The 25504-nt window shown below is 49.1% G+C and carries 25 protein-coding genes; 18 read left to right on the plus strand and 7 right to left on the minus strand.

What is annotated here, in order from left to right:
* Positions 1-9 precede the first annotated feature (9 nt).
* Positions 10-999, minus strand: a complete 990-nt coding sequence (locus tag ACFQNF_RS00995) for an isopenicillin N synthase family dioxygenase (RefSeq protein WP_380185456.1) — start codon at positions 997-999, stop codon at positions 10-12.
* 494 nt (positions 1000-1493) lie between these two features.
* Between ACFQNF_RS00995 and ACFQNF_RS01000 the strand changes: the two genes are divergently transcribed.
* From ACFQNF_RS01000 to ACFQNF_RS01020, 5 genes are all read left to right on the plus strand, one after another.
* Complete coding sequence (locus ACFQNF_RS01000) at positions 1494-1667, plus strand: hypothetical protein (RefSeq protein ID WP_380185457.1); 174 nt, start codon at positions 1494-1496, stop codon at positions 1665-1667.
* Between the two features lie 378 nt (positions 1668-2045).
* Positions 2046-2822 (plus strand): transporter substrate-binding domain-containing protein, encoded by a 777-nt coding sequence (locus ACFQNF_RS01005; RefSeq protein WP_380185459.1) that lies wholly within the window; start codon positions 2046-2048, stop codon positions 2820-2822.
* Between the two features lie 96 nt (positions 2823-2918).
* Positions 2919-3587 carry an amino acid ABC transporter permease gene (locus ACFQNF_RS01010; RefSeq protein WP_380185461.1) on the plus strand — a complete coding sequence of 223 codons (669 nt, stop codon included), beginning with the start codon at positions 2919-2921 and terminating at the stop codon, positions 3585-3587.
* A gap of 59 nt (positions 3588-3646) precedes the next feature.
* A complete protein-coding gene (locus ACFQNF_RS01015; RefSeq protein WP_380185463.1) occupies positions 3647-4657 on the plus strand; it encodes a M14 family zinc carboxypeptidase in 1011 nt (336 codons plus the stop codon).
* A complete protein-coding gene (locus ACFQNF_RS01020) occupies positions 4654-5391 on the plus strand; it encodes an alpha/beta fold hydrolase (RefSeq protein ID WP_380185464.1) in 738 nt (245 codons plus the stop codon). The genes ACFQNF_RS01015 and ACFQNF_RS01020 overlap by 4 nt, the downstream gene beginning before the upstream one ends.
* Here the strand turns inward: ACFQNF_RS01020 and ACFQNF_RS01025 are convergent.
* The 6 genes from ACFQNF_RS01025 to glgB all read right to left on the minus strand — a co-directional run bounded on the left by ACFQNF_RS01025 (position 5374) and on the right by glgB (position 14100).
* The gene (locus tag ACFQNF_RS01025) at positions 5374-6099 is read right to left on the minus strand and encodes a 1-acylglycerol-3-phosphate O-acyltransferase (RefSeq protein ID WP_380185465.1); all 726 of its coding nucleotides are present in this window, start codon (positions 6097-6099) and stop codon (positions 5374-5376) included. The genes ACFQNF_RS01020 and ACFQNF_RS01025 overlap by 18 nt on opposite strands.
* Positions 6100-6399: 300 nt before the next feature.
* Positions 6400-7062 (minus strand): YiaD family glycine zipper/OmpA-like lipoprotein, encoded by a 663-nt coding sequence (locus tag ACFQNF_RS01030; protein ID WP_380185467.1) that lies wholly within the window; start codon positions 7060-7062, stop codon positions 6400-6402.
* A gap of 372 nt (positions 7063-7434) precedes the next feature.
* Positions 7435-9060 (minus strand): alpha-D-glucose phosphate-specific phosphoglucomutase, encoded by a 1626-nt coding sequence (locus ACFQNF_RS01035; protein WP_380185469.1) that lies wholly within the window; start codon positions 9058-9060, stop codon positions 7435-7437.
* A gap of 139 nt (positions 9061-9199) precedes the next feature.
* Positions 9200-9616 (minus strand): VOC family protein, encoded by a 417-nt coding sequence (locus ACFQNF_RS01040; RefSeq protein WP_380185471.1) that lies wholly within the window; start codon positions 9614-9616, stop codon positions 9200-9202.
* A gap of 5 nt (positions 9617-9621) precedes the next feature.
* Positions 9622-11649, minus strand: coding sequence for a glycogen debranching protein GlgX (glgX, locus tag ACFQNF_RS01045; RefSeq protein ID WP_380185472.1), 2028 nt, complete (start codon positions 11647-11649; stop codon positions 9622-9624).
* A 270-nt stretch (positions 11650-11919) separates the two neighbouring features.
* The gene (gene glgB, locus ACFQNF_RS01050; protein WP_380185474.1) at positions 11920-14100 is read right to left on the minus strand and encodes a 1,4-alpha-glucan branching protein GlgB; all 2181 of its coding nucleotides are present in this window, start codon (positions 14098-14100) and stop codon (positions 11920-11922) included.
* 165 nt (positions 14101-14265) lie between these two features.
* On the opposite strand from glgB, the gene cysE reads away from it, so the two are divergent.
* From cysE to ACFQNF_RS01115, 13 genes are all read left to right on the plus strand, one after another.
* Complete coding sequence (gene cysE, locus ACFQNF_RS01055; protein WP_380185476.1) at positions 14266-15216, plus strand: serine O-acetyltransferase; 951 nt, start codon at positions 14266-14268, stop codon at positions 15214-15216.
* Positions 15217-15359: 143 nt separating this feature from the next.
* Positions 15360-15845: a Fe-S cluster assembly transcriptional regulator IscR gene (iscR, locus tag ACFQNF_RS01060; protein ID WP_046350773.1), complete on the plus strand. Its 486-nt coding sequence runs from the start codon at positions 15360-15362 to the stop codon at positions 15843-15845.
* The gene (locus ACFQNF_RS01065; RefSeq protein ID WP_380185478.1) at positions 15842-17056 is read left to right on the plus strand and encodes an IscS subfamily cysteine desulfurase; all 1215 of its coding nucleotides are present in this window, start codon (positions 15842-15844) and stop codon (positions 17054-17056) included. Before iscR ends, ACFQNF_RS01065 begins: the two co-directional genes overlap by 4 nt.
* Before the next feature lie 161 nt (positions 17057-17217).
* The gene (iscU, locus tag ACFQNF_RS01070; protein WP_380185480.1) at positions 17218-17598 is read left to right on the plus strand and encodes a Fe-S cluster assembly scaffold IscU; all 381 of its coding nucleotides are present in this window, start codon (positions 17218-17220) and stop codon (positions 17596-17598) included.
* 86 nt (positions 17599-17684) lie between these two features.
* Positions 17685-18008 carry an iron-sulfur cluster assembly protein IscA gene (gene iscA / locus ACFQNF_RS01075; protein ID WP_380185481.1) on the plus strand — a complete coding sequence of 108 codons (324 nt, stop codon included), beginning with the start codon at positions 17685-17687 and terminating at the stop codon, positions 18006-18008.
* 200 nt (positions 18009-18208) lie between these two features.
* Positions 18209-18742, plus strand: a complete 534-nt coding sequence (gene hscB / locus ACFQNF_RS01080) for a Fe-S protein assembly co-chaperone HscB (RefSeq protein ID WP_380185483.1) — start codon at positions 18209-18211, stop codon at positions 18740-18742.
* Positions 18743-18988: 246 nt separating this feature from the next.
* Positions 18989-20845 (plus strand): Fe-S protein assembly chaperone HscA, encoded by a 1857-nt coding sequence (hscA, locus tag ACFQNF_RS01085; RefSeq protein WP_380185485.1) that lies wholly within the window; start codon positions 18989-18991, stop codon positions 20843-20845.
* 133 nt (positions 20846-20978) lie between these two features.
* Positions 20979-21317: an ISC system 2Fe-2S type ferredoxin gene (gene fdx, locus ACFQNF_RS01090; protein WP_046350767.1), complete on the plus strand. Its 339-nt coding sequence runs from the start codon at positions 20979-20981 to the stop codon at positions 21315-21317.
* A gap of 79 nt (positions 21318-21396) precedes the next feature.
* Complete coding sequence (gene iscX / locus ACFQNF_RS01095) at positions 21397-21591, plus strand: Fe-S cluster assembly protein IscX (protein ID WP_380185488.1); 195 nt, start codon at positions 21397-21399, stop codon at positions 21589-21591.
* Between the two features lie 250 nt (positions 21592-21841).
* A complete protein-coding gene (locus tag ACFQNF_RS01100) occupies positions 21842-22813 on the plus strand; it encodes an HD-GYP domain-containing protein (protein WP_380185490.1) in 972 nt (323 codons plus the stop codon).
* A 195-nt stretch (positions 22814-23008) separates the two neighbouring features.
* Positions 23009-24271 (plus strand): aspartate carbamoyltransferase, encoded by a 1263-nt coding sequence (locus ACFQNF_RS01105; protein WP_380185492.1) that lies wholly within the window; start codon positions 23009-23011, stop codon positions 24269-24271.
* Between the two features lie 222 nt (positions 24272-24493).
* On the plus strand, positions 24494-24808 hold the full coding sequence (locus ACFQNF_RS01110; protein ID WP_380185494.1) for a DUF2322 family protein: 315 nt from the start codon (positions 24494-24496) through the stop codon (positions 24806-24808).
* A 52-nt stretch (positions 24809-24860) separates the two neighbouring features.
* A complete protein-coding gene (locus ACFQNF_RS01115; protein ID WP_380185496.1) occupies positions 24861-25472 on the plus strand; it encodes a lytic transglycosylase domain-containing protein in 612 nt (203 codons plus the stop codon).
* The last annotated feature ends 32 nt before the right edge of the window (positions 25473-25504 follow it).

Here is a 25504-nt window from a genome sequence, read left to right on the forward strand (position 1 = left end):
AATACTCACCTAATGAACGGCAGAAGCTGCAGTCTCAGAATAATGCCGCGCTGCCACATCAAGATGCGAGCGCATACGGCCTTTTAAAACATTTTCACCAACGTGGCTAAATAGCGGATTAGCCGGATCGCTCAACTCACCTTGTACTTCTTGAGCAAGAGCCGCCGCAAGCTGTAGCAGCGGCACGGTAGCATCCAGCCTTGGCCCCATGAAAAAGGCATAAGACAAACGCTCGACACCAGAAGGCGGCGACACCACCCTATGCACCGTAGCGCGTAAATAGCCATTGGATGACAGCTCTAATAGCTCGCCAATATTCACCACAAAGGTACCGGGAATCGGCGGCGCATCCAGCCAGCCCTCTGCGGTGGCCACTTGCAAGCCCGATTGAGCATCCTGCATCACCAGCGTCAGCAAACCCGCATCTTTATGCGCCCCCACGCCCTGCCCGCCCGCTTTCGAACCTGGATAGCGAATCATTTTGAGGTGCTGAAAAGGCTCGCCACGGTAAAGCGGTGCAAAAATATCGGCAGGCTGGCCCAAAGCCAGCGCAAAGGCCTGCATTAAACGCTCGCAAATATCACTTAAAGTATCTTGCCAAAGCAGCAAGCCCGATTTCAGCGCAGGCAGGCTAGCCGGCCATTGATTCGGCCCACGCAAGCGCCGCCATAGAGGCTGCTGATCAAGCGCAGCAAGGCCCTCATTCATAATATCGAACTGCTCACGCTGATCGGCACGCCCCGCCGTTAATTCGCCCCCAAGGCGGGTATAACCTCTGAAATGCGGCGAATTAACCATTGCCACGGCCGTTTTTTCGGCATCACTCAGGGCAAAAAATTGCTTAGCCAGCAGCAGCATATCTTGTTGATATTGCTGGCTGACCCCATGCCCACGCAGATAAAAAAAACCGTAATCTTTTGCTGCAAGGCGCAAATCACGCAAAAACGCATCACGATCTGCGCTATCAAATAAGGCTAAATCCAGTACGGGCAAACTCATTTAAAACACCTCTCAAGCGGCTTTATCACAAGGTTTTAAGGCTCCTTTGCTAAGCAGCATCGACAAGAGGTTTGTAAGATATTGAACATAAATGGCCCCTTAAATCACAAAAAGTTATTTATTTGTAATTCTTTAGATTTATCTGGTCTATGCCGTTTAGCATATCTGTTTTTTATATCATTTGGCTATAAAAAATTAGATTAATAGTTCTTTTTTACAAAATTCGCCGCACAACATTAAGCTAGGTCTTGCACTCACTGATCCATTAAAAAGGGAAGAAGACTTGCAAAACCATCAGGCGAAGCACTGGCCGCCCAGCTTGCAAAACAAGTCCTGGCGGCGTTGTGCTTTCTTTATGAGAGGTCTAAAACAAGAACATTAGCAAAGCCCAGAGCAAGCTTTACCAAGATACCCATTTCTTGCTGTGGTTCACCGTTTTAAGCGCCTTTCCCCTTGTGAATGGGCTTTGTGGTGATGCCTTATTTGGATAAAAAATGAAATACCTTCTCTTTTTATTCAGCCTGATGATCGGGGCAGACCAGTCAAAGACACTCACTCTGACCACAGAGGATTACCCTCCCTTTAATATTGTGGATACTAAAGCCCAAAAGGTGAGTGGTGTTTCTACAGAAAAAGTCAGCGAGGTGATGCAATTGCAGAGTTTTTAATAAAAAATGGATTTAAAACTGACCTAGCCAAAGCGGATGAAGTGATTTAACTAAACCCAAATGTATTTATCTTGCAATTTAAAAACAAACCAGTAAAAAATATATTTATATAATAAAACACTACAAGATATGGATAAGGATGGCACCAATTTGGCAATAGAAAACAAATATCGCTAATTAACACATTCCGTAGACAATCTATATTAAAGCCCATCATTATCCAGAACATTACTCTAGGCAGATCAAGTACTCACTCCCCCTTACGCTGTCTGGGCAAAATTACCATGTCATTGACGGGCAAAAAATCTATTCAGCCTTGCCCAATTATGCGAATATTGCATTTGAAAGCAAAACATTAGACCAACAAGGAATATAGATATGCGCAAATTCTTACTAGCAGCCAGCCTCTTAGGCTTTGCTTTACACGCAGGCGCAGCCGATTTACTCGATACCGTAAAACAACGTGGCACGCTAAAGATTGCCGTTGAAGGCACTTACCCGCCGTTTAACTACAAAGAGAACAACGAGTTAACCGGGTTTGAAGTGGAGCTAGCAAAAGCCTTGGCGCAAAAAATGGGTGTAAAAGCAGAATTTAGCACCAGCGAATGGAGTGCGATGCTGGCAGGTTTACAAGCAGGCAAGTTTGATATTGTGATCAACCAAGTGGGCATCACCGACAAGCGCAAGGATACATTTGACTTCTCCGAGCCTTACACCCTCTCTAGCCCGCAACTGATTGTGCGCAATAATGAAACACGCGCTTTTAAAAGCCTGAGTGATTTAAAAGGTAAGAAACTCGGCTTGGGCCAAGGCACAAACTATGCAGATATCGCTAAGGCTGTGGGCGGAATCGACGTTAAAACCTACCCCGGCTCGCAAGAATATTTACAAGATTTAGCACTGGGCCGTATTGATGCTGCCCTTAACGATAGTCTGCTGATCCCATTTATTGTAAAGAAAACCAAACTGCCACTGAAAGCAGGTGCACCTCTGGGTGATATTGAAAAATCAGGGATTCCTTTTGCAAAAGGCAATCCTAAGTTTAAGGCTTCACTCAATAAAGCCTTGGCGGATTTGCAAGCAGATGGTAGCTTCGCCAAAATATCTAAAAAATGGTTTGATCGTGATGTGAGCAAGCCGCCTGTTGCACAGTAAACTGCAGCAAGGTGATCCGCTCAATCTCCCTCAGCAGCGAATGTAAGACCTACGCCCCCAGTCACGACCGGGGGTTTTTTAGTTTTGGAGTAATCAATGGATTTACCGGGTTTAGTTCAGCTACTTAAAGACGCCTTTCCCATTTTGCTACAAGGTGCAGGCTATACGCTGTTTCTAGCTGTTGCTGCCATGCTAGGTGGCCTGCTGATTGCCACGCTCGTAGTGGTGATTCGCATCGGCAAAATCCCAGTACTTTCACAAATCAGCGCAGTGTATGTCAGCTGTATTCGCGGCACGCCACTCTTGGTGCAGCTGTTTGTGATTTATTTTGGTCTACCCAGTATTGGCATTCAATTTGAGCCACTCACGGCAGGAGTGTTAGCGCTCAGCCTGAATGTGGGTGCGTATTTATCTGAAACGCTGCGCGGCGCCATCAATGGCATTACCCAAGGACAGTGGGATGCGGGTAAAAGCCTGGGACTGACAAATAGCCAAACGCTACGTTACGTGGTTGCGCCACAAGCTTTGCGCTTAGCCGTACCTAGCCTTTCTAATAGTTTGATTAGCCTGATTAAAGATACATCGCTGGTATCTGTGATCTCTGTCAGCGAGCTGATGCTGGCGAGCAAAGAAGTGATTGCTACAACATTTCAGCCTTTTCCGCTTTATTTGGCCGCGGCAGCCATCTACTGGGCACTCAGTGCCTCATTTGAAACAGTTCAACGCAAGCTAGAAGCAAAACTAAATCAGATGTATATCAGATAAAATAAGCCACCATATGCAATAAGCATACATAATCGACATCTATCGTTAATGAGTGCGTCATGCTGCAATTACCAGAACTGATTGAGCTGGAAGAAATCATCTTGCAAGCAGGTGACGTCATTCATTTGCAGCAGCATGGCGAGGTCAAAAGTGCAGAGGCGAGCTTCCCCCTCTATAGCATGAGCATGGGTAGCCAAGACCCCAATGCACCTGTGCTTGGATTTTTTGGCGGCGTGCATGGCTTAGAGCGCATTGGCAGCCAGATCGTATTGGCTTTTTTGCGCTCTCTATTGGTCAGGCTGCGCTGGGATAGCAGCTTACAGCGCAAATTAACCACCATGCGCCTTGTGTTTATGCCGCTCATCAACCCCATCGGTATTGCCCGTGGCACGCGCAGCAATGGCCAAGGCGTGGATTTAATGCGCAATGCGCCGGTTGAATCTAGCGAAAAAACCTCTTTTTTAGTGGGAGGGCATCGCATAAGCCGCTTATTACCTTGGTATAGAGGCGAATTTAATTCGCCTATGGAATTAGAAAACCAAGCGCTTTGCAGCGTGGTTAAAGCCCAATTACTTAATAGCCCATTTAGTGTGGCCTTAGATTGCCATTCTGGATTTGGCTTAAAAGACCGGCTCTGGTTTCCCTATGCCCATACCCGCACGCCGTTTCCCAATTTACCTGAAATCTACGCGCTTAAATCCCTGTTTGATCAAAGCTATCCGCACCACCCTTATGTAATAGAACCACAGGCTTTGCAATATTGTACTCACGGCGATATTTGGGATTATCTTTATCAGGAAAACCAAGGAAGTGGCCATTTGTTTTTACCGCTCACTTTAGAATTAGGTTCTTGGCTATGGGTTAAAAAAAACCCACGGCAATTAATGTCGCTGCTTGGTTTATTTAACCCGATTGTGCCGCATCGCCAGCAAAGGGTATTACGCAGCCATTTATTACTATTTGAGTTTTTATTACGAGCAGTACACGATCATCACCATTGGCTACCCAAAACCAATCATTATTTAAACTGCAAAGAAGAAGCAGAAGCTTTGTGGTACGGCATCTTATGAAAACTTGGGTTTTATTACGAGGCCTAATGCGCGAATCCCGCCATTGGGGCGAGTTTATTCCCAAGCTACAAGCTCAATACCCTAATGATCGAATCATCACCATTGATTGGCCTGGTAATGGTGTATTGCATCAAGAAAAAAGCCTGAGCCATATCAGAGATATGGTCGCCCATATTCGCCAAACGTTAGCAGAGCAACACATTAACGGCCCCTTTTATGTACTGGCTATTTCCCTTGGGGCAATGGCTGCTGTGGCTTGGGCCAATGCTTTCCCTCACGAAATACGTGCTTGTGTGCTGATCAATACCAGCTTGCGGCCCATCAATCCTTTTTATCACCGATTGCGGCTGCAAAGTATTCCGGCTTTAATTGGCTTATTATTTAATAATGTGCAAGGTAAAGAAAAAATCATTATAGAACTAACAAGTACAAATAAACCACAGGCCGCATTAGAGCAATGGATTCAGTTTCAAAAACAATTCCCTATTTCCAGCAGCAATATTCTGCGCCAATTAACGGCAGCGATACGCTACCGCGCCCATCAGCCCCATGTGCCACTCTTACTCCTATCCGGGGCCAAAGATAAACTTGTCAGCCCTGCCTGCTCGCAAACCCTGGCCTCTAAATGGCAAGTGCCCTGCCGGGTTCACACACAGGCAGGGCACGATTTACCGCTAGATGACGGCGATTGGGTATTAAAGCAAATAGAGCAATATTTATCGGGCTTGCATTAATTGCTCATCCATCGCTTGAATACATGCCTGCATTTGATTGCGGCATTCTTCAATCAACGCAGGCAAATCATCCTGCGTTAAGCCCGCAGTTGGAATGGGTTTAAGCGATTTCATTAATACATCCGCAGCATGCCAGCTATTCAGGCGCATATGATTGCTATAGGTACTAACGCATACTGGCAAAATAGGCACGCCTGCATTAATCGCCATTTGAAAAGCACCTTTTTTAAAGGGCAATAAACCACGGCCTTTATTACGCGTACCTTCTACAAATACCCAGATCGACGTATCTTGATGCTGCAAGGTATCGGTGGTCGATAACATGGCTTTTTTAGCCCGCTGCGCATTTCCACGATCGATCAGCACATTGCCAGCCAGCCAGAATAACTGACCAAAAAATGGAATCCATTTCAGGCTTTTTTTACCAATCGTCACGGTGCGTGCAGGTACCACGCCGCCGAAAACAAATAAATCATAATTCGATTGATGATTTGCAATAATCACGCAAGAGCGCTGATGTTCTAACAAGCCTTCTACGTCTTTTTTCACTTTAAAGCCAAGAATGCGCATGGCAGGCAAGGAATAAAGACGGCCACAAAGCCGGCTATTATCAGGATTAAATGGGCGGCACAGGCCAATCAGGATGCCGATCATGCCTGCCACAACAAAGTGCACCGACATCAAAAGCATTCGAAGGGAATAAAGCATAAAAGCGCCCGCAATAAGAAAGGGCAGCAGTGTACGGATCTATGGCATTTTTCACAATCAAAGTCGCCGAATGGCTAAACCTGATCAGATCAAAATAAATAGAAAGCGCTAACAACCTTAAGCCACAAAGAACACAAAAACCACAGCTTGCCCTTAAGAGGGGGAAGGCAGGCCCAACAAAGTATTTGATTGATGACATGAACGATCAATTTCATTCTTTGCGATCAAACCCTGCGGCCATCTGTGTTCTTTGCAGCTCAAGATTTAGTTTTATATAAACTATTGCTACGCCATCAAGCCTTATGCAGCAACCGGCACAATACGTAATTCAACACGGCGGTTTAAGCTACGGCCTGCTTCAGTATCATTACTTGCACGCGGCTCTGCCTTGCCTCGGCCTGATGCATCAAGGCGAATGGCATTCACATTGCGGCTCACAAAATAATCCGATACCGCCTGAGCGCGGCGCTCGGAAACGCTTTGATTAATAGCAACACTACCGGTGTTATCGGTATGACCCACAATAGAAACGCTGGTTTTGCCGTACTGATTCACAATTTTGGCAATTTTATCAAGCGTTGGGGTATAAGCCGATTTAAGAACCGAAGAATTGGTATCAAAGCCGGTATTGGATGTCATGCTGACCAACAGGGATTGATCGGCCATTTTTTGTACAGTAATGTCGCCACGCTGAATTTCTGCCGCTAATTGCTGCTGAAAATCTTTAGTTTGCTTATCCATATAATAACCAATGCCACCACCAGCCAAGCCACCACCCACAGCACCAATCAATGCACCCTTGCCACGGTTATTATGATTAATCGCAGCGCCAGCCACCGCACCGCCTACCACACCGATCAAAGCGCCCAGCTCGGTTTTGTTTAAATCGCGCTTTTCCCCCAGATCATTGGTGGCACACGCTGAAAGCGATAACGCAAGAATAAGAGGAAGGGTGATACGCATGCCAACTCCTTTTAAATATCAAACCCAGCAGCACTTATTAAAAGCGATGTTGATTCAATATTGAACTCAATGAATAAAGCCTGATTGTAAACGGCTTAGGCTTAAAATCATTCAAAAGGATTTGGGTATATTACCCATCCGGTATACGTATAAAAACATATTACTTTTTAGAAACAGAACCTTAAATACCTAAGACCATTCAAAATACAAATAAAAGAAAGTAGGAAACGACCAAAAAGAGAAGAACCTCACAAGCACCACCCAGCATGCCTAGCGGCGCGTCAGGCAGATTATTTAAGCAAAATAGATAAATGCTGATTTACATCGCCCAAAACCACAATGCAAATCAGCAGGGAAGCACCACAAGCAGGCTTAAGTCACAACCGTAGGCTGAACCATGCCGGTAAAAGATTTAATTTGTGCAAGCTCACGTGAAGCCGCAATTAAATCAGCGAGAGCCGTCTGCGTTTCCACTCCGTGCCGGGCAATATCTGCCTGATATTTTTCCAGATAAACCCGCAGTGTCGCCCCCGCCGTGCCCGTGCCTGAAAGCCGGTAAATAATTCGATCACCACCCGCAAAAATAATCCGCACGCCCTGCTTGGCGCTGTGCGAGCCATCCACCGGATCATCGTATGCAAAATCATCGGCAAGCTGCACCATTTGGCCGCCCAAGCTCTGCCCTACCAACTCTGGCAAGCGAGCCCTGAGTGCAGCCATCAAGCTTTCTGCTGCATCGCTGGCGATCTCTTCAAAATCATGGCGGGAATAAATATGGCGGCCAAAACGCGCCCAGTGTGCGGTAATGATTTCCTCGACCGATTTGCCCGTCACCGCTAGCAAATTCAGCCAGAACAACACTGCCCATACGCCGTCTTTTTCCCGCACATGATCGGAACCCGTGCCGTAGCTTTCTTCACCACAGAGCGTCACCTTGCCCGCATCGAGCAGGTTGCCAAAAAACTTCCAGCCGGTTGGCGTTTCATAGCAGGCAATGCCCAGCGCTTTTGCCACGGCATCCACCGCTGCAGAGGTGGGCATAGATCTAGCCACGCCAGCTAAACCTTTGCGATAGCCCGGCACCAAGGTGGCGTTTGCGGCCAATACAGCCAAGCTGTCCGATGGCGTCACCACAAAGTTACGGCCCAGCACCATATTTCGGTCTGCATCGCCATCGCTGGCCGCGCCAAAGTCCGGCGCATTGGTCGCCGACATTGCGGCAATCAGCTCCGTTGCATGGGCGGGATTGGGGTCAGGGTGATGGCCACCAAAGTCTTCCAGCGGCACGCCATTCACCACCGTACCGCGCGGCGCGGCGAGCAGGCCTTCGATAATCTCCACCGCATAAGGGCCAGCGACTGCCGACATGGCGTCAAACTGCATACGATTTCCCGCAGCAAACCATGCGCGGATCGCATCAAAATCAAATAAATCCTGCATCAGCACGGCGTAATCCGCCACCGGATCGATCAGCTCTACCGCCATACCCGCCACGCTAAAGCTGCCGAGTACGTCTAAATCTAAATCAGCCGCATCGCTGATTTGGTATTGGCTAATGCTGGTGGTGTGCTGGTAAATGGCTTCGGTGATTTTTTCTGCTGCGGGGCCACCGTTATCAGTATTGTATTTAATGCCAAAATCACCATCAGGCCCGCCCGGATTATGGGACGCCGATAAAACAATCCCGCCTGTGGCCGCGTATTTGCGAATTACCGCGCTCACCGCTGGCGTGGATAAAATCCCACCCCGCCCAACAATCACCTGAGCGACGCCATTGGCCGCCGCCATTTTCAAAATAATCTGCACCGCCACACGATTATAAAAACGCCCGTCCCCCCCCAACACCAAGGTGCCGCCCTTGAGTGCAGGCACCGCATCAAAAATGGCTTGGACAAAGTTTTCTAAATAATGCGGCTGCTGAAATACGGTGACTTTCTTGCGCAAACCCGAAGTGCCAGGGCGTTGACCAGCGATAGGCTGTGTGTGGATGACTTTCAAACGGTGTTCCTTATTAAAATAAATGGGTGATTTGGCGGGGAAACCCAAATCTTGAACCACGGAGGACACGGAGAACGCGGAGTTTCACGGAGAAAAGCGATTGAGCCTAAATAGCGATAAGCTAATTTGGATAAGCTAATTATTTAATTTTTTGATGCAAGCCAATTGTACAGCCAAAAGGATCAATCAACATTGCAGCTTGATCACCCAAACTTGTCTGAATTGGCCCTCGATATAAGATGGCACCTTTATCCTGAAGAACTTTGATCGTTTTTTCTATATTATCAACTTCCCAATATACGGTTGTTCCGCCAACGCCTCCGGGGCATTTAATATCTACGGGGTGAAAACCAATAGATATCTCTGGGCCTTGAATAAATGCGTACATAGGATTTTCATATTGAACCTCTACGTTAAATAATTTGGCATACCAATTCGCTGCGCCATCAATATCTCGAACAAAAAATAAAATTGCTTCTATGCATTTAAACAATGGCTGCTCCAAAAATTTAGCCCGTAACACGAAGCGCGGACCATTTCGTCCAATCAAACTCATTACATTCAACTACTCTCCAAAATCGTCACGCTCCTTGCGGCAACGCGGCAATCGTGGGGGTTGATTTCTGATTCGGCGTCCCCTGTGCTAGCTAGTCTCAGGCTCCACATCCCTGCTGGCAAGCGAAAATGCACCTGGTGAGCTGAAGCATTAATCATGATCAACAAACGTCCACCCAGCTGGATCATCATCGCCCTGCCGCCTGCATCTTGCCAATCGTGCGAATGCAGCGGTGCACCAGATGGATTCAGCCATTCCACATCGGCCCTGCCCCATTCATCAGGAACGCCTGTCCACCAGCGGCCAGACATCAACACGGCACAGGATTTACGAATCGCGATCAGCTCGGCCACGTATTCAGCTAGGCCCGGCTCGGCTTGCTGCCAATTCAGCCAGTTAATTTCATTATCCTGACAATAAGCATTGTTATTGCCCTGCTGCGTATGCCCCAGCTCGTCACCCGCCAAAAACATCGGCGTGCCTTGCGCCAGCAAAACGGTCGCCAGCATAGCTTTCATCGAACGTAATCGCAAGATATTCACGCCCGCGTCTTTGCTTGGGCCTTCTTCGCCGCAATTCCAGCTTAAATTATGATTATGCCCATCACGGTTATGCTCTTTATTGGCCTGATTATGTTTGTGGTTATACGAAACCATATCGCGCAGATTAAACCCGTCGTGAGCGCAAATAAAATTCACCACCGATACCGGCCGCCGCCCTTGGCGATGAAATGAATCGCTCGATGCGGCAAAGCGCTGGGCAAATAGCGCGCGGTGTACGCCATCGTGCAGCCAGAATTTACGCATCACATCTCGGAATTGATCTGACCATTCCACCCAGCCATTAGGAAAATGCCCAAGTTGGTAGCCGCCGTGGCCAATATCCCAAGGCTCGGCAATGAGTTTCACACTGGATAAAAGCGGATCTTGCTGAATAGCAATAAAGAACGGCGCTTGCGGGCTAAAATGATGATCGACCCGGCCTAAGATCGGCGCTAAATCAAATCTAAATCCATCCACATGGCATTGGCTCACCCAATAGCGCAAGCTATCCATCACCATTTGCAAAACACGCGGATGACTTAAATTAAGCACATTGCCGCAGCCGGTCCAGTTTTCATACTGATCAAGCTGTCCCTGCCTTAATACATAGTAATTGGCGTTATCAATGCCCCGCCACGATAAAGTGGGCCCCATATCGCTCGATTCTGCGGTGTGATTAAACACCACATCCAGCAATACCTCGACGCCAATACCGTGCATGGCTTTCACCATATCGCGAAATTCAGATAAAGGCGTCGTGCCTTCCCGCCCCGACCAATAATGTGTTTCTGGGGTAAAAAAACCTAAGCTGTTATAACCCCAGTAATTACTTAAACCCTGCCTTAATAAATGCGATTCATCTAAAAAGAAATGCACGGGTAATAATTCAATCGCGGTAATACCCAGCTTTTTTAAATGCGCTAATACGGCGGGATGCGCTAAACCAGCATAACTACCCCGCATTTCTTCTGGCACATCGGGATGCAGCATAGTCATGCCGCGCACATGCGCTTCGTAAATCACCGTTTCCACCCAAGGCGTGCGCGGCGCTTTCTCGTTTTCCCAATCATAGGGCTCGGCAATTACCTTAGCTTTTAAGGCAATCGCCGCATTATCGATCGGGTCTAGCGCAGTGGGTTGATCTTCCTGATAGCCAAAGCTGCGTGGGTCATTATTAAACTCGCCAACTATGGCGCGGGCATAAGGATCGAGCAGCACTTTATTGGGGTTAAAGCGATGGCCTTGCAACGGCTGGTAAGGCCCGTGCACGCGGTAGCCATAAACCAGCCCGGCGGGTGCATCGGGCAAATAGCCATGCCAGATGTCATTAGAGCATTCGGTCAACTCAAAACGCGCGGCTTCATTGATGCCTGAAGCATCAAACAGGCAAAGCTCAATCCGCGTGGCATGCTCAGAAAACAAGGCAAAGTTAACACCATCACCATCAAAGGTAGCACCCAGCGGATACGGCGTTCCTTCTTCCAGCTTCATAAGTGCTCCCTTTTTATTACACAATATAAATGGCTAAACCTTGAACCACAGAGGGCACAGAGAACACAGAGTGCCACAGAGAAATTCACAAATAGGGTTACCCATTTATGGCTGATTTAAGTTTTACTAATCATTTAATACTTTCTTTTACCCAACAAACCATCACATATTTATTAAGGTGCCTTCCTCTGTGAATCTCTGTGTCCTCAGTGTTCTCTGTGGTTTAAGATTTAACAATCCTTCAAATATCCAAACAGCCTGAATATTGAGCTATACCCCCAGCCACTTCAAATAAAGCGTTGCTAAAGGTGGAATCGAAAGGGCTATGGATTGTGGATATTGCTGGCTGGCGATGTTTTCGCTTTGGCATTCGCCATTGCCCACATTGCTGCCTTGGTAATACATTGAATCGGTATTAATGATTTCAATATAGCGCCCTGCCTTGGGTACACCTATCCGGTATTGATGGCGTACTTCGGGGGTAAAATTACTCATAATCAGCACAAAGTCATCGTTATTTTCTGCATGACGGCTAAAGGCGAAAATTGAATTCAGCGCGTCATTGGCAATAATCCAATTAAAGCCGCGTGCTTCGAAATCAATTTGATATAGAGCGGGCTGGCTTTGGTAAATCTGGTTTAAATCTCGTACCAAGGCTTGCACGCCGCGATGCCATGTTGATTCGAGCAAATGCCAATCCAAACTATGCTGATGCGACCATTCCCTAAGCTGCGCCCATTCCGAGCCCATAAATAAAAGCTTTTTACCCGGATGCGCCCACATAAAGGCGTAATAGGCGCGCAAATTGGCGAATTGCTGCCAGATATCCCCCGGCATGCGGCTTAATATCGAGCCTTTGCCGTGCACCACTTCGTCGTGCGATAGCGGTAATACAAAACGCTCATCAAAGGCATACATCAGGCTGAATGTCATTTGATCGTGGTGATGCTGGCGATAAATAGGATCGAGCTGCATATAGCCCAGGCTATCGTGCATCCAGCCCATATTCCATTTGTAATTAAAGCCAAGCCCGCCCTGCGCGGCGGGCTGAGTCACCGCAGGAAAAGACGTCGATTCTTCGGCAAAAGTCACCGCATAGGGGCATTCGCTGGCGAGGATTTCGCTCATTTCGCGCAAGAAGGCGATGGCTTCTAAGTTTTCTCGCCCACCTAGCTCATTCGGGATCCACTCCCCTGGCTCACGCGAATAATCACGGTAGAGCATCGACGCCACGGCATCAACGCGCAAGCCATCCACGCCAAAGCGCTCTATCCAATACAGGGCATTGCCAATTAAATAATTTTTAACTTCATTGCGACCATAGTTATAAATCAGCGTTTTCCAATCGTGATGAAAACCCTCGCGTGGATCGCTGTGCTCAAACAAAGGCGTGCCATCAAATTGTGCCAAACCAAAGCCATCACTCGGAAAATGCCCAGGTACCCAATCAAGTAAAACGCCCAAGCCCATTTCATGCGCGGCTTGCACAAAGGACTTAAAATCCCCCGCGCTGCCCAGCCTTGCCGTTGGCGCGTAAAGCCCCAAAGGCTGATAGCCCCATGAGCCATCAAAGGGAAACTCGCTGATGGGCAATAGCTCCAGATGCGTAAAGCCCAGCTCTTTCACATAGGGAAGCAACTGCACGATCAGCTCGTGCCAGTTAAGGCTGCGGTGGCCGTCTTCTGGCACGCGCCGCCAAGAGCCTAAATGAACTTCATAAATGCTGATCGGTGCATCGCCCTGATTCGCCGCCCGCCTACCCGTAGCCTCAGGCACTTTCGGTAAACACCCTGCCACTTTGGAAGCTGTGCCGGGGCGCAGCTCGGCGGCAAAGGCGTAAGGGTCGGCCTTTAGATGACGCTCACCAGCCTGATCAAGAATCTCGAATTTATAACAGGCACCCATTTCAACTGCGGGGATAAAGATTTCCCATACGCCGCATTCCTGCCGCAAACGCATGCCATGTCGGCACGCATCCCAAAGATTAAAATCGCCGACCACCGCCACACGCTGGGCGTTCGGTGCCCATACGGCAAACGCCACACCGCTTACGCCCTCTATTTCCTGCGGATGAGCGCCTAGCTTTTCAAAAGGTCGATGATGCTTGCCTTCACTTAATAGCCATACATCCATCTCGCCCAGAATCGGCGCAAAGCAGTAAGGATCGTCCAGCAAAACCTCTTGCTCGCCCCACTGCACAGCAAGGCGATAGCTAAATTCTTTTTTGCGGCGGGGGATAGGGCCAGCGAATAAGCCTCGCTCATCAATCAGGCTTAAGGATGCAAGACGACGGCCTGTTGCGGCATCAATCACCACACAGGCGCTGGCGTCTGTAAAAAAAGCCCTCACGCAAAGCGTGCTGCCATTCAGATGCATGCCGAGCACAGCAAAAGGATCGCCGTGACAGCCGTTGCAGATTGCTTCTACTTCTTTAAGATTAAGCCCGCTCATAGTTTGCCTGTGTAAGGACTTAGGGTCGCAGCAGAATAAGCTCCCGAAATAGCATCCCGTCATCCCCGAGTGTTTTTGTCGGGGACCCAGCAGTGCTACTGGATTCCCGCCGATCCGGAATGACGGAGATTCGGGTCGTCATTTCAATCAACATCTCAGCTTAAAATGGTTTTCTCCGTGAAACTCCGTGTTCTCTGGGGCCTCCGTGGTTCAAGATTTGGGTTTCCGCTGTGGAAGCATCCGTTATTAATCGCACAACATCGCTTTCATAATAGCCATTGCACCCAGCAATACCATGTAAGCGTTCCCCTTCATGCTCAAAGTCGAGTAAAATGCTCAACTTTAGCCCCAGCTGCTTACCCCACTATGCTTGCTCGCCTGCGTGAAAATATCTCTGTGGTCTTCGACCGCGACCCTGCCGCCCGCAATATTCTGGAAGTGGTCTGCTGTTATCCGGGGTTTCATGCGCTCTCGCTGCATTTAGTGGCTAATGCCCTGTGGAGAAGAGATTGCAAGCTGCTTGCGCGCATGGTGTCGCATTTTTCACGCTTTATCACCGGCATCGAGATTCACCCCGGCGCAACAATTGGGCGTCGCGTGTTTATCGATCACGGCATGGGCATTGTGATTGGCGAAACCGCAGAAATTGGCGACGATTGCACGCTTTATCATGGCGTAACGCTAGGTGGTACGTCTTGGAATACAGGCAAACGCCACCCTACTTTAGAACGTGGCGTGATTGTGGGTGCTGGTGCCAAAATCCTTGGCCCAATTACCGTGCATGAGGGCGGCAAGGTGGGATCAAATGCCGTTTTAGTCAAAGACGTCCCTGCCAACGCTACCGCAGTGGGCATCCCTGCCCGAATTATTGAAGAAGCAGATAAATCCCGAGCGGCAAAAGCCGAGCAAATGGGCTTTTCGGCTTATGGTATTTCTGCCGACATGAATGATCCCATCGTAAAAGCCATCCACGGCATGCTCGATCATTCGGTTTGCACCGATAAGCGCATCGAAGCCATTCTGGCCAAGCTTGAACAGCTTGGCCTCAATTGCGAGGCAGAACGCGCAGAGGGCGATCAGTTTGATCCAAGCTATCTCAACCGAATTGTGGATTAAATGTTTGAGAGAGGGGATTCGAAACAGATCACCACTCACCTCTTCCACATATAAGCCACCTTCTCCCAACTTACGCCCCCCTCATTAATACTTGACTAAATCACTCTGGTATTTTACGATTGGCGTGTAATGAGAGGAAAATCATGCGACTGACGACCAAAGGCCGTTTTGCTGTAACGGCAATGCTAGACCTTGCACTGCGAGAATCCGCAGGGCCGGTGACGCTATCCGGCATTAGTGAGCGCCAACATATTTCGCTCTCCTATCTAGAGCAACTGTTTGGCAAGCTGCGCCGCCGTGAGCTTGTAGACAGTGTACGTGGCCCCGGTGGCGGCTATTGCTTAGCTAAAGACGCCAGCCTGATTACGGTTGCCGATATTATTTTAGCCGTGGACGAACCACTGGACGCCACCCAATGTGGCGGCAAAGAAAACTGCCATGACGAAGGACGATGTATGACGCACGACCTTTGGGCAAGCCTGAACAGCACGATCTTTGATTATCTTGCCTCGATCAGTCTGGCGCAGTTGATAGACAAACATCAGGCCAAGCAAAAACGCTGCAATGACAGCATTTTACTCGGCAGTATCAAGCCTTCTCGTATTGAATCTGGAGCATCCGCAAAATGAGCGCGACCAAACCTATCTATCTTGACTACTCAGCCACCACACCGGTTGATCCGCGTGTAGCAGCCAAGATGATTCCCTGTTTAACCGAACACTTCGGCAACCCCGCTTCGCGCTCGCACGCCTTTGGCTGGGAAGCAGAAGCTGCGGTAGAAGAAGCACGTGAACAGGTTGCCGCGCTGGTTAATTGCGATCCAAAAGAAATCGTTTGGACATCCGGTGCCACCGAATCCAACAACTTGGCCTTAAAAGGTGCAGCGCACTTTTACCAAGCCAAGGGCAAGCATTTAATTACCGTTAAAACAGAACACAAAGCCATTCTGGACACCATGCGCGAGCTGGAACGCGAAGGCTTTGAAGTCACTTATTTAGATGTAAAAGACAACGGCCTGCTTGATTTGGATGTACTGAAAGCCGCCATTCGCCCAGACACCATCGTCATCTCGGTGATGTCGGTGAATAACGAAATTGGTGTGATTCAGGATATCGCCACCATTGGTGAAATCTGCCGCGAAAAAGGCATTATTTTCCATGTGGACAGCGCACAAGCCACTGGCAAAATCGCCATCGACTTAAGCGTATTAAAAGTTGATTTAATGAGCTTTTCGGCGCACAAGACTTACGGGCCTAAGGGCATCGGTGCGCTGTATATCCGCCGTAAACCCCGTATTCGCTTAGAAGCACAAATGCACGGCGGTGGCCATGAGCGTGGTTTCCGCTCTGGCACACTGGCAACGCACCAAATCGTGGGCATGGGCGAAGCATTCCGTATCGCCAAAGAAGATATGGGCACCGAGCTGGAACGCATGCGCATGCTGCGTGACCGCCTGTGGGCCGGATTATCCGACATCGAAGAAGTCCACCTGAATGGTGATATGGAACAACGTGTTCCACATAATCTGAATGTGAGCTTTAACTATGTAGAAGGCGAATCGCTGGTGATGGCGCTGAAAGAGCTGGCCGTATCAAGCGGCTCTGCGTGTACATCGGCATCTTTAGAGCCTTCCTATGTATTGCGCGCCCTTGGCCGCTCGGATGAGCTGGCGCATTCATCGATTCGCTTCACTATCGGCCGCTTTAATACCGTAGAAGAAATCGACTTTGCGATTACCCTGATCCGCAGCAAAATCGGCAAACTGCGCGAGCTGTCGCCGCTTTGGGATATGTATAAAGAAGGCATAGACATATCCACAATCGAATGGGCTGCTCACTAATCTGGCGCGCCTCGCCGTCCTGAGCTGCGTTGCAAAGTAGCTCGTTTACAATTGTAAACGTCGCCACTTTGCGCCTTGCTCAGAACAGCGATCCATCGCCAGAACAAAGTTGACTTAATAGCAAACCAGTACCGTAATAACCGAATCAAGAGGCACACAAAATGGCATACAGCGAACAAGTTCTGGATCACTATGAAAACCCACGTAATGTTGGCGCATTTGAAAAAGGCGACGATAGCGTAGGTACTGGCATGGTGGGCGCTCCGGCCTGTGGCGACGTGATGAAGCTGCAAATCAAGGTAGGCGCAGACGGCATTATTGAAGATGCTAAGTTTAAAACCTATGGTTGTGGCTCGGCGATTGCATCGTCGTCCCTCGTTACCGAATGGGTAAAGGGCAAGACACTCGATCAAGCTTTGAGCATTAAAAACACACATATTGCCGAGGAATTAGCGCTGCCACCGGTTAAGATCCACTGCTCTATCTTGGCAGAAGACGCCATTAAAGCAGCGGTAGCGGATTACAAAACTAAGCACGGTTAATACTGATGTGGTTCACCTTAAGGTGTAATACGCCTGAAAATCAACTCAGGTTCATTACACCTTAGGATATTATTGCGAGGCAAAAAATGGCTCTTACATTAAGCGAAAGTGCAGCAACCCATATTTCCAACTTTCTAGCAAAGCGTGGCAAAGGTCTTGGCGTGCGTTTGGCCGTTAAAACCTCGGGCTGTTCTGGCATGGCGTATAAGCTCGAATTTGTCGATGTGGCCAAAGAAGAAGATCTGGCTTTTGAAAGCTTCGGCGTAAAAATCTTCACCGACAGCAAATCACTCGCTTATCTAGACGGCACCGAGCTGGACTTCACCAAAGAAGGCCTGAACGAAGGGTTTAAATTTAATAATCCCAACGTAAAAAACGAGTGCGGCTGCGGCGAAAGCTTTAACGTTTAGCCACGACTTAAGTGATGCAAAACCCAAATCTTGAACCACGGAGCGCACAGAGAACACGGAGTTACACGGAGAACAGCACAGCCCCATAGACAACAAATCTAAAGTTCGGCTTTCTCCGTGAAACTCTTTTTCCTCCTTTTCCTCCGTGGTTTAAGATTTGGGTTTTAAAACAGCTCCCCTCCTTCCCCGCCAGAAACGCCATGAACTTCGACTTTACGCAAAACCACTTCGCCCTTTTCAGCCTTCCTGCCCAGTTTGCACTCGATCAGCGTAGCATCGACAGCAATTACCGCGCCTTACTTGCAACTTATCATCCCGATCGCTTTGCCAGCGAAAGCGATGCCGTGCGCCGTATGAGCTTGCAGATTGCCACTCAAGTCAATGAAGCCTATCAAACGCTCAAATCGCCGATCAACCGTGGCCGCTACCTATTAAAGCTGGCCGGTGTCGACACGCAGGAAGAAAGCAATACCGCCATGCCCATTGACTTTTTAATGAATCAAATGGAATGGCGTGAGGCGATTGGCGATGCAAAAGCCACGCAAAATATTGAAAGTCTGGAAAATATTGGTAGAGAGCTGGCCGCTGAAACCAGCGCGCTAGAGCAACACCTTGCCAGCCTACTGGACGAAACGCATGATTTAAGCGCGGCCACGGTTGCCGTGCGTAAACTTCGCTTTATGGAAAAACTAGAGCAGGAAATTGGCGACGCCATCGAAACCCTGCTGTTTTAATTGCACACTATGAGAGCGCTAAAACCCAAATCTTGAACCACGGAGAACACAGAGGACACGGAGTTTCACGGAGAAAATCCTAGGTACATACCCATGATTAATTCCCCACTTGCGAAGAAAAATCCTAAATGATGCTTTGCTCCGTGACCCTCTGTGTTCTCCTTTACTCCGTGGTTTAAGATTTGGGTTTTACCATGGGGCATTGACCTCTACCGACATGCACTCGCTCTACCTTACGGATGAAACATGGCCTTATTACAAATTTCTGAGCCTGGAATGTTTGCCGAGCCACATCAACATCGCCTTGCAGTGGGCATTGATCTTGGCACGACCAACTCCTTAGTTGCCTCGGTAAAAAGTGGCAGCGCCGTCTGTTTGCCGGATGAGCAAGGCCGCACGCTGCTCGCCTCCGTGGTGAATTACGGCAAAGATGGTGAAACCCGCGTGGGCTGTGGTGCACTGGCGCGCCAGAACGATGATCCCAGCAATACCATCAGCTCAGTCAAACGTTTTATGGGCCGTGGTATCAATGATATTGCCGATTTAGCCACGCCTTACCGTTTTGTGGACGAGCCGGGCATGCTTAAAATTGCCACCCGCGCTGGGATTAAAAGCCCTGTCGAAGTCTCGGCCGATATTTTACGTGCGCTCAAAACCCGCGCCGAGCAAAGCTTAGGCGGCGAGCTGGTTGGCGCAGTCATTACCGTACCGGCCTATTTCGACGATGCCCAGCGCCAAGCCACCAAAGATGCCGCACGCATCGCTGGCCTGAATGTATTGCGTTTACTCAATGAGCCCACCGCCGCCGCCATTGCCTATGGCTTAGATAATGGTAGCGAAGGCACCTATGTGATTTACGATTTAGGTGGCGGCACCTTTGATGTGTCCATCCTAGAGCTGACCCGTGGCTTATTTGAAGTACGTGCTACATCAGGAGACTCAAGGCTTGGCGGCGATGATTTTGATCACCGTATTTATTGCTGGATCTTGCAAGAAGCAGGCTTATCCGCACTGAACGCCCATGATGCCCGTGTACTACTGACTCGTGCCCGCGAAGCCAAGGAAGTGCTTTCAGATCACCCCACTACACGCATCACGGCAGTGCTAAGCGAGGGCGTAGTGGTTGATGTGGCTCTAAGCACAGAAACACTGCATAAAATTACCCATACCCTCGTCAGTAATACCATCACACCCGTGCGCAAAGCCTTACGTGATGCCAAACTGCAAGTTAGCGATATCAAAGGTGTTGTGATGGTGGGTGGAGCCACTCGCATGCCGCAAATCCGCCATGCCGTAGCTGATTTCTTTAAGCAAGAGCCGCTCACCAATTTAGACCCCGATAAAGTCGTTGCGATTGGTGCGGCGATTCAGGCCAATGTGCTGGCAGGTAATAAAGGGGAAGATGAATGGCTGCTGCTGGATGTGATTCCGCTTTCCCTTGGGCTGGAAACCATGGGCAATCTGGTCGAAAAAATCATCCCTAGAAACAGCACCATTCCTACCGCCAGAGCGCAAGAATTCACCACCTTTAAAGATGGCCAAACCGCCATGGCGATCCATGTATTGCAAGGCGAGCGCGAGCTGGTGAGCGATTGCCGCAGCTTGGCACGCTTTGAGCTGCGCGGCATTCCGCCCATGGTGGCAGGCGCTGCGCGAATTCGCGTTACCTTTCAGGTTGATGCCGATGGATTATTATCCGTTGCGGCAAAAGAACTTTCATCACAGGTTGAAGCCAGCATTATGGTGAAGCCTTCTTACGGCCTGTCTGACGATGAAATCGCCACCATGCTGACCGACTCCATGCAATATGCCAGTGCCGATGTACAAGCACGTAAGCTGGCCGAAGCACTGGTTGATGCCGAATCCATCCTCAATGCCAGCACAGCCGCGCTGGAGCAAGATGGTGATTTACTCAATCCAGAGGAGCGCACAGCCATTGAAGCCAGCCTGCAGCAGCTCGTTGCCAGCATGCAGGCAACAGACGCCAACGCCATCCATACCGCCACGGAAAAACTGAACGAAGTAACAGGCGACTTCGCAGCCAAACGCATGGATGCAGCCGTAAAACGTGGCTTAGCTGGCCAGAATATTGCTGAGATGTAACCCTAAAAACCAAAAATCTGTAGACACAGAGATCAGTGAGAACACAGAGCACACCGAGAAATTCATTAAGTGTTTTCTAGAAGGGTTCAAGATTGGGTTTTTGTGTAATAAGCCGCTATACCAAGGATGAATCATGATTCAAATTGTAGTTCTGCCCCACCCCCAGCTTTGCCCTGAAGGCGCAGTGCTGGAAGCCGAAGCAGGCACATCGATTTGCGATGTGCTGCTTGCCAACGATATTGAAATCGAACACGCTTGCGAAAAATCCTGTGCCTGCACCACCTGCCACGTGATTATTCGTGAAGGCTTTAAATCGCTTGCGCCATCCGATGAGCTGGAAGACGATATGCTGGATAAAGCTTGGGGCTTAGAATCCGAATCTCGTCTTTCCTGCCAATCGATTGTTGAAGATACAGATTTAGTGGTCGAGATTCCTAAATACACGGTCAACCACGCCCGCGAGCACCATTAATTCAACGACATGCCCGTGCAGCTTGATGAAATGACGCGTAAACCGCCATCTGATCGTAGTGACAAAAAAGGATTCAATCATGAAATGGACAGATTCCCGCGAAATTGCCATTCAACTGGCCGATAAATTTCCTGATCTAGACCCTAAAACCGTGCGTTTTACTGATTTAATGCAATGGGTTATGCAATTAGAAGGTTTTGATGACGATGCCAAGCACTGTGGCGAAAAAATATTAGAAGCCATCCAACTGATGTGGATGGATGAAGCAGACTAATAAAAATATAAAATGGCTGCAGCGGACCGCGCAGCCATTTTTGTATGCAGAAAAAGCAAAGTATATTGCGCTATGCTCATTGGCAGGCTAGCCATTAAAAGTGTGGAGCTTCAAGTCGTATTCAATTTCAGCCCATACTTGCAAAAATGCTTGAATATTAATTTTTAATAAACATGATTCAATTATCATGGCACTCCTTCTCCTTGCTATTTATTCAGCTAAAATGCCAAGGATATATACGGAGCTTTGCATGGCCACATCCCCCCGCCCAAGCGGACAGAAAGTATCGCGTCCCGCATCGGCACCCCGATTCGTATTTGAATCACGCGCCGCACTTGATCGAATCTTAAGTAAGTCAGAAACTTACTCAGGGGTATTCCCTAGCCATATCGGCACCATTGTGGATCACCTCGGCCGTGCTTGCGATCTGAATCGCAATGTAGTGATCGGCATGATTATGCTGCGCCAGGATGGCACATACGCAATCCGGCATGCCATCAATGTGGCTTGCGTGGTTGAGCTGGCGCTACGCGACTTGGGCCGCTCACCCACACAGCGGCGCTCTGTGGTCGCCGCAGCTCTGACCATGAATATCGGCATGTATGCTATTCAGGAAAAGCTATCCACCCAATCCGGCCCGCTCAGCGATGAACAAAGGCTGATGATGCAAGTGCACCCATTAGAAGGCCGCGATGTGCTGCGTAAATTAGGCGTAACCGACACGCTCTGGCTGGATTATGTATTGCAGCACCACGAAATTCCCGATGGCAGTGGCTACCCTCAGCAGCTCTCTGGCGACGCGATTCATTTTGAAGCCCGGCTGATAGGCATTGCCGACCGCTACTGCGCCATGCTCACCCGCAATGCTTGGCGACGCGGGCAGCTTTCCGATCTTGCCCTGCTGACCTCGCTTACCGGATCTGCCAATAGCATCGATGTAAAACTTGGCCGGCTGTTTACCCAGACCATGGGGCTTTATCCACCGGGTGCTGTAGTGCAATTACTCAATGGCGAAGTCGGCATTGTTAAACGCCCAGGCCGTAGCGAGCAAACACCCATTGTGGCCGCCATTTTTAATAAGCAATGGCACCCCCTGCTTGATATTGTTGAAAGAGACAGCGAAGACATTGACTACAGCATTATTGGCGTCATTGAAAGCCAGCGCGTAGCAGGCTTAATCCCAATGGAAGACGTCTGGGGTAGCGATGCAGCGGGTGCGTAAAGCACCTATCTTGCAAATAGATCAGTGCAGCTTAAAAGCCCGCTAATTTAATCAACTAAAATAAAAAACCCACTCCGCACAGCGCCGAAAAATCACTACTTTTTCTGTTTTCACTCACATCAACCAACACAAAGCGTATTGCACACATCCTAAAAAAAGCACACAATCCACACAATGTGTAGATAAGGTGCCACCATGCAATCCGCTCAACAAAGCATTCTTCGCGACGCCATGCGTCTGCTCAACCTCACCCGTGATGCGCTCACTGCGCGTTTAGGCGTGAGCCGCCGTGCTTTAGATAGCTGGTTACTTCCCGATCATTCCAACGAACACCGTAGTATGCCCGCCATTGTTGAGCGTTTCCTTGCGGAAATCCTCAGCCAGCACACTCCAGCCACACAAAGTGTAGATACGCCCCAAGCACACTGGGCCCCTCACCTCCTCTCTGTAGAACAATTTTCGCGCGAATCGGTGGAAGAGCTATTTCGTATCGCGGACATTATGCAGCCGATTGCCCGTCGGCAAAAAACCTGCCGCGTGCTTGAAGGAGCCGTGCTCGCCAATTTATTTTTTGAAGCCAGTACCCGCACCCGCATCAGCTTTGGCGCGGCTTTCTGCCGACTTGGTGGCTCGGTTTGCGATACCACCGGTTTTACTTTTTCATCAATGGCTAAGGGCGAATCAATCTACGACACCAGCCGTGTCGTCAGCGGCTACGCCGATGTGATTGTGGTGCGCCACCCTGAGCAAGGTGCAGTGGCCGAATTCGCACAGGCCAGTAATATCCCCATCATTAACGGCGGCGATGGCCCTGGCGAGCACCCCACTCAAGCACTGCTTGATCTTTACACGATGGAGCGCGAGTTTTCACGCCTCAATAAGCTGATTGATGGCAGCCATATTGCGCTGGTTGGCGATTTAAAACATGGCCGCGCAGCGCATTCATTAGCCAAATTACTAGGCCTCTACCAGGGGCTAAAAATCACCCTACTTGCCCCTGCTGGCCTCGAAATGCCCGGCAGCATTTTGGATGCAGCCAGCCGCAATGGAAATGTGATTGAATGCACCGATAATCTGGCAGCAGGCCTAGCAGGCGCAGACGTGATCTACGCAACCCGCGTGCAAAAAGAGCGTATGCAGGGTGAAGTGATGGAGGGCTACGGCGAAAACTTCCAGATTAATTTGCGTGCAGTTGATACTTTCTGCAAGCCCGATGTGATTGTGATGCACCCGCTACCCAGAGACAGCCGCTCCGGTGCCAATGATCTCTCCACCGATTTAAACCAAGACCCAAGGCTGGCGATTTTCCGCCAGACCGACAACGGCGTGCCCATCCGCATGGCCATTTTCGCCAAGCTATTAGGCGTAGACCAACTGGTGCAACACAGCTTGCGGGATATCAGCTGGCTACACCCGCAAAAGCTAGGGCCAAATGATGCCTCGTTTGATGAGCTATAGGCCTACTCAAAAAGCGTCATTCCCGAGTGCTTCTTTCAAGAATCCAATGCCTCTGCTGGATCCCCGATAAAACCATTCGGGGATGACGGATAGATTATTTTGAGAAATAAACATCGACCAAGTCATTTAGAGTGTGTAAGTCGTTTTTCTTGCGCACCGAGCCCCTCCGTGTTGTGTTTTTCCGTAACGTCATTTCATTCAGTCATAAACATAGGATTTCCCATGCTTTTTGCCGATGTACTTGCCAGCTTGCCTACTATTGATCATTTATCCGCGCTTGAATTACTCGATGGCGAAACAGTGGTTGCGCTCATTGAAAATAAACCCGGCCAAGCGGGTAGCGTGCGCGTTTATCATGCCCTGTACCAAGAATTTGGCGCCATCAACGCCATTGCAGCAGCAAAGGGCATCCGCCTTTACGCAGAGCATAGCCAAGATGCGCTGACCTTCCCCGGAAAGCACCCAAATATCGACCGTTTAATGGCATTAGCGAACGATGGCCAGCCCTTAGCCGTGCGATTAATTGCTGCTTGTTGACCAATTCAAGCGATAAAGCTACATTCCAAGCTGATTAATCAGAAAAAATCCCATGTTTAAGCGCTACTATTTTTTAATTAGCTTGGTTTTTTGCAGCTTTGCCTACGCGGGCGCGCAAAAAGAAGAGCAACTCTCCTCGAATGTGCAAACCTCGATGCAAAGATCGATTAATGACGGGCAATCGCCCAGATTAGTCTTTGCTACACCCGCCGAGGGGGAAGTCTGGCTTGCGGCCATGTCGGCCCGCTTAGCCAAGCGCATTCCCGATGAATTTATCCGTCGCACCCTGCTCACTGCCATTCATTACGAGGCCAGCCGCGCGGGTTTAGATCCGCAGCTCGTTTTAGGGCTTATTCATGTTGAAAGCGGCTTTAACCGCTATGCATTATCGGTAGTAGGCGCGAGGGGCTTAATGCAGGTCATGCCTTTCTGGCAAAGATCGATTGGCAGCGGCACGCATAATTTATTCGACATGAATACGAATTTGCGCTACGGCTGCACTATTTTGCGGCATTACCTTGATATGGAAAACGGCGATTACTTCCGTGCATTAGGCCGCTATAACGGCAGCCTTGGCCGTGCCGAATATCCTAATTTAGTCTATGGTGCGTGGAAGAATTACTACGCTTATGCGGATTCGGGCACTAAGCTGGCTGAGAAATAAAACAATGCCGAGCATAGGCTCGGCATTGTTTT

The organism is Iodobacter arcticus (assembly GCF_042664895.1).
GTDB lineage: Bacteria > Pseudomonadota > Gammaproteobacteria > Burkholderiales > Chitinibacteraceae > Iodobacter > Iodobacter arcticus.